The following is a 4,347-nucleotide window of genomic DNA, read 5'->3' on the forward strand; positions in this document are numbered from 1 at the left end:
AGCGATGCCGAGGCTGATTGGAAGTGGGCTAGTACGATTTGCTCATTTGGAAAACAATGGCATTCGCTTGATCGTTAAAGTGGTTTTTGTAGTAGTTTACTCAGAAGCGGACATATGTATACCGGACGTACACGCCACTCATCGCCGAAGAAGCGCAATAAGCGCTTACCATGGGAAAAACGCATGCACATACACCGCTGATATGGCTAATTCAATAGTGGATCAAGTCAAAGCAATTGCGGCTCGCGTAAGCAGCACGGGCGCGATGACCCAATCTCACCCCGCGCAGATTCCGCTGTGGCCCGAGAATGTTCGCGGAATGCCAAACGCTCTTGCACGTTCGGCATTGTTCAACGTGAATAAGTCCAATGCGCCTCGTACCCGTATGGAGAAGAGGCTTATCGCAAGTGTCGATAGCGTTGAAATTACATTCAGTGGAGAAGAGCTTCGACAGGACGACGCGGATGTCTTCCTCGAGGTGCTTCACCTTGCTCGGGACAGCCAATTGGACGACAAAGTGGAATTTACCGGCTACAGCGTCTTGAAATCACTTGGATGGGGCACTTCATCAAAGTGTTACGGCCGGCTTGTAACGACCCTTGAACGCCTCCAAGCCGGGCAAGTCAAGGTTCGCTTCACCGGTAATAAAAAGGGGTTTGTTGGCTCCTTGATCCGAAAATTTCTGTGGAAAGAAGGTACGGAAATGGGAACTGACGGGAAAACGCGGTGGGTAGTGTTCATAGAGCCTGAAATTGTTGCTTTATTCTCGGATGATGACTACACCCGGTTAGCACGTGAACAGCGACAGCGCTTGCGCTACGAACTGTCGAAGTGGCTCCACACTTACTATCACACTCATGCTGTCCCGTACGCACATTCGGTTCGCTTCCTACATCGTCAATGTGGATCGCAAGCGAAGGCGCTTTTCCATTTTCGCGCGAATCTTAAAAAAGCGCTGGATGAGCTTGTAAAGGAGGGCTTCCTAAAAAGCTGGGCAATCGATAGAGCCGACCTGCTACACGTCGTACGCACATCGTCCCGAGGTCTGATAACGACCTGACTAAAATCGAGCGTCACTGAACCGCACCGGATTTTGTGGAGGCTCGTCTTCTTGAGAGAATCGAGTCATGAACAAGAAGGCAAGCAAATTTGCCCCGGAAGTGCGGGAGCGCGCAGTGCCTTGGTTGCCGCGTTTGTGGCCGACGCGCGATCAGAGGTTTTCAATGAGTGAACGGTTGGCTCTCCGAGAGCTTCCCACACCCCACAGTGACCGATTCACATATCCACGGTATCGTCTAAATCTGCGTGGTAACTTCCCCCTCTTTTGATCCAGAAAATTTGCACAATCACTAGCGACAATATAACTAACATCTCGGATGGGAATAGAAAAATATAATCAATAGCGGTTCCTATTGGAGGAGCCGATGGCTCGATGCTCCGCATCAAGGGAATGGCAAACATTAAGCTGGCAATAAATCCCATTGTGCCAATTGGTGGGCATTGATGACTAAGCCAAACTTTCGCGGCCAGAATAAATACAGTTACCCCCATCACGAAGAATGCAAAATTTATAAATACGGAGAAGAATTTTGTTGCAAAATTTCTAGAAACGATAAATTCAAGGCTATTGCTTTTTTGATTGACAATTTTAACATTGAAGCCAGGTATTTCACATGAGCCGCAAACGTATTTGAACTTGGCCGGAAAATACATCTTTTTGGTTTTGTAAAAGAGCTCGTGCTTTATATAAAATTCAGCCTTATCAAAGGGATATAAAAAGACATTGCCGGGTTCTTTTGCTTGGTACGTGGATTTCATGATTGAATCGTAGGCGATAAATGGCTTGTCTTTGGGTATTTCCAAAATAGACTCTTCGGTGTTCGAGTCGTCAACAAATACCATGTCGCGATTGATTTCCCCCATTAAACCAATGTCTTTTGCGGAAGGGTTGATTGTTATTCTGGCTGAAATGTCACCGACTTCTGGTGAGAAGGCTTGCAAATTTATTCCGACTGACGCAAGATCACTTGCGGCTGCGCTGCAGCATATAAAAAAAGTAATACAGAAATAATAGTTCTTCATACCCCATCCCGAATAGGTCTAGATGAAATGAATTTGTAAAAAACACTGTTCTTTTCACGAAAATCCATATTATTTTTTTGCGGAGGATCTGGCGCAAGAATGCGCTGACATTTGTCGCTGTTGTATGCGGTTACTGAGCCGGCGGCTCATAGTCGCGAAACCGCACCACCTCGATGCCGAGCCAGTCGTTAAGCTCGCGTAGCCGTGCCTTGAGCGGCTCGACCTCGAGCTTGTGGAACACCTCGGCGGCCTTGTGCACGTCACCGACAATCACGTCGTCAGCAACGTCTCGATCGATACAGTCTCGAATGTGACGATCGCCACGATCCAGAGCTACGTGTCGGTCGACAAGCGTGTGGTCGGAAAGCTGCCGGTGCAGGCCGGCACGGCCATCGCCGTGAACGGCATGCCGGCTCCGGCCTATGTCGAGCGACGCCTGATCGAGCCCCGGCCGGTCCATGATGTCGAACGCCCCGCGACAATGCCCTATGGGCCGGTCGATCGCTATCTGCTCTCCAAACGGAGCCCATGGTGGATCAAAGAGTAGGAATATTCTCGTATCGGTAAACTGCGGATGGCGCTCGTGATTTTTTAAAGTAGCCTCGAAAGTAAGTTGAGCAATCATCTATTCAAAGCTGGGATTGATCATGAGCGCCCCCCATCACTATCACGGCTTTTTGGACACACATCCATGGTTTGCCAGCGCATTAGCGCTGATTCGCGTATTGGCGAGAATTGCGACTGGAATCATTATTTCTATTTCTGGATTTAACGCTTTGGTTATCCCGGAAAACCAGAATATGATGTTGGCTGACCTCGCCAATTTACATGTCCCGTTTCCCGAATTTGCGGCACCTCTGATGGCAACCATTTCGTTCGCCGGGGGCTTGATGTTGACAACGGGGTTCGTGTCGCGTGCCGCGTCTGCCATCCTGTTGATCATTGGCTTTGCCACGCTCGTGCTGGTCAAGATGCCGCACCTTGCTGCCCTGCTCAGTCAGTTGGAATTCGCTCTCTCCGATTGGTACGGCGTGTTGCCCCTGATACCCGAATAACGCCAGGCGCGCCCGCCCCGTTACTATCTTCACGCCCCGATAATCGGGGCTTTGGCCAGCCAGGCCCGGCAGGATTCCCGCCCTCAGTCGTAGTCATGATCCGAATTGGTAAGGACCTCCCCGATCGCCAGATCGGCACCGTCGGGTGTCATCATGTCTGGCGCTACGCAACCTTCCGCGAAGAGGTATGTCATGAACAAGATTGCTCGTGTTGGTGTGGATCTGGCCAAGAACGTCGTGCAAATTCATGCGGTGGACAGCGTCGATTATGTCGTCATACGGAAAGCGATCACGCGCGAGCGATTCGCAAACTGGTTCGCGAATCTGGAACCGTGCCTGATTGACCTGCCCCCTTCAATAGGGCCAATGGGCTTCTAGCAAAGTCCCTTTTGAACGGTCCCGGTTTTCAGTGCCAAAGGCAATGTTAGTCTTCGGCGTTCTGTTGGTCCGTCAGTTGGGCCTGCAGGCCCAACTGACGGACGTATTCGGCAGGCGGCACTTCACCGAGAGCCCTGTGAGGCCGACTCTCGTTGTATTCGACCCGCCATCGTTCAATCTGCTCCCTGGCATCGGCCAGCGATGTGAACCAGTGCACGTTCAGGCATTCACCGCGTACCGTGCCGTTAAACGACTCCACGAATGCGTTATCCGTTGGCTTGCCGGGCCGGCTGAAGGCAATCTCGACCTTGTGATGGTAAGCCCACAGGTCCATCACCTGACTCGTAAATTCCGAGCCGTTGTCACAAAACAGCGTGCGGGGCGCTCTGACCCTGTCTCGATTCCACGTACAGCAAGAAGTTTGATAACTTTTTGACTGTATGGAGAACAGAATGGCAGAGAACGTGGTGCCGAGAAGGCAATACACGCAGGAATTCAAGGTGGAGGCGGTGCGCTTGTCGGAGAGCGTCGGTCAGCATGAGGCCGCTCGCAGGCTGGGTGTACCGGTGGCGACTGAGCTTCCCCTGAAATTTCGCCTTCCAAGAGGTCGTGTATAAACTCGACGGAAAGGAAGGAAATCAGGCATGTTCAAGGTACCGAAACAGGCATACACGGCGGAGTTCAAGCTGGCTGCCGTCCAGCGGGTCAAGGATGGTCAGGGAGTGGCCGTGGTGGCCCGAGAGCTGGGCATTTCTGAGCAGACGCTTCGCAACTGGGCGAAGGCCGAGGCGTCGGGCAAGCTCAGCGGCGGCGGAGCGAAGCCGGTCACGCC

The 4,347-nt window shown here is 51.8% G+C and carries 6 protein-coding genes and 3 pseudogenes; 6 read left to right on the top strand and 3 right to left on the bottom strand.

Annotation, left to right across the window (positions count from 1 at the left end; all coding sequences use genetic code 11):
- Positions 1 to 1,060 (top strand): plasmid replication initiator TrfA (gene trfA, locus HWX39_RS35420; protein WP_244135164.1); only part of this gene is annotated, 1,060 nt, incomplete at its 5' end.
- A 215-nt stretch (positions 1,061 to 1,275) separates the two neighbouring features.
- On the opposite strand, the gene HWX39_RS35425 is transcribed toward trfA, so the two are convergent.
- Both HWX39_RS35425 and HWX39_RS35430 read right to left on the bottom strand, forming a co-directional pair.
- Positions 1,276 to 2,082: a DUF4436 family protein gene (locus tag HWX39_RS35425; protein WP_175972108.1), complete on the bottom strand. Its 807-nt coding sequence runs from the start codon at positions 2,080 to 2,082 to the stop codon at positions 1,276 to 1,278.
- Positions 2,083 to 2,212: 130 nt separating this feature from the next.
- Positions 2,213 to 2,347: pseudogene (locus HWX39_RS35430) on the bottom strand (Presumed portal vertex protein); the annotation flags it as partial.
- On the opposite strand from HWX39_RS35430, the gene HWX39_RS35435 reads away from it, so the two are divergent.
- From HWX39_RS35435 to HWX39_RS35445, 3 genes are all read left to right on the top strand, one after another.
- Positions 2,336 to 2,629, top strand: a complete 294-nt coding sequence (locus tag HWX39_RS35435) for a hypothetical protein (protein WP_175972105.1) — start codon at positions 2,336 to 2,338, stop codon at positions 2,627 to 2,629. The pseudogene HWX39_RS35430 and the gene HWX39_RS35435 sit on opposite strands and share 12 nt — an antisense overlap.
- Before the next feature lie 100 nt (positions 2,630 to 2,729).
- Positions 2,730 to 3,137, top strand: a complete 408-nt coding sequence (locus HWX39_RS35440) for a DoxX family membrane protein (protein WP_175972109.1) — start codon at positions 2,730 to 2,732, stop codon at positions 3,135 to 3,137.
- Between the two features lie 192 nt (positions 3,138 to 3,329).
- Positions 3,330 to 3,515, top strand: coding sequence for a hypothetical protein (locus tag HWX39_RS35445; RefSeq protein WP_175972110.1), 186 nt, complete (start codon positions 3,330 to 3,332; stop codon positions 3,513 to 3,515).
- Between the two features lie 46 nt (positions 3,516 to 3,561).
- Here the strand turns inward: HWX39_RS35445 and HWX39_RS35450 are convergent.
- Positions 3,562 to 3,900 (bottom strand): annotated as a pseudogene (locus HWX39_RS35450) (integrase core domain-containing protein); the annotation flags it as partial.
- Positions 3,901 to 3,955: 55 nt separating this feature from the next.
- Between HWX39_RS35450 and HWX39_RS35455 the strand changes: the two are divergent.
- Both HWX39_RS35455 and HWX39_RS35460 read left to right on the top strand, forming a co-directional pair.
- Positions 3,956 to 4,090 (top strand): annotated as a pseudogene (locus HWX39_RS35455) (IS3 family transposase); the annotation flags it as partial.
- 69 nt (positions 4,091 to 4,159) lie between these two features.
- Positions 4,160 to 4,347 (top strand): transposase (locus HWX39_RS35460; RefSeq protein WP_175972111.1); only part of this gene is annotated, 188 nt, incomplete at its 3' end.

The sequence above is a fragment of the Burkholderia sp. BCC0322 genome, from assembly GCF_902833045.1.
Taxonomy (GTDB): domain Bacteria; phylum Pseudomonadota; class Gammaproteobacteria; order Burkholderiales; family Burkholderiaceae; genus Burkholderia.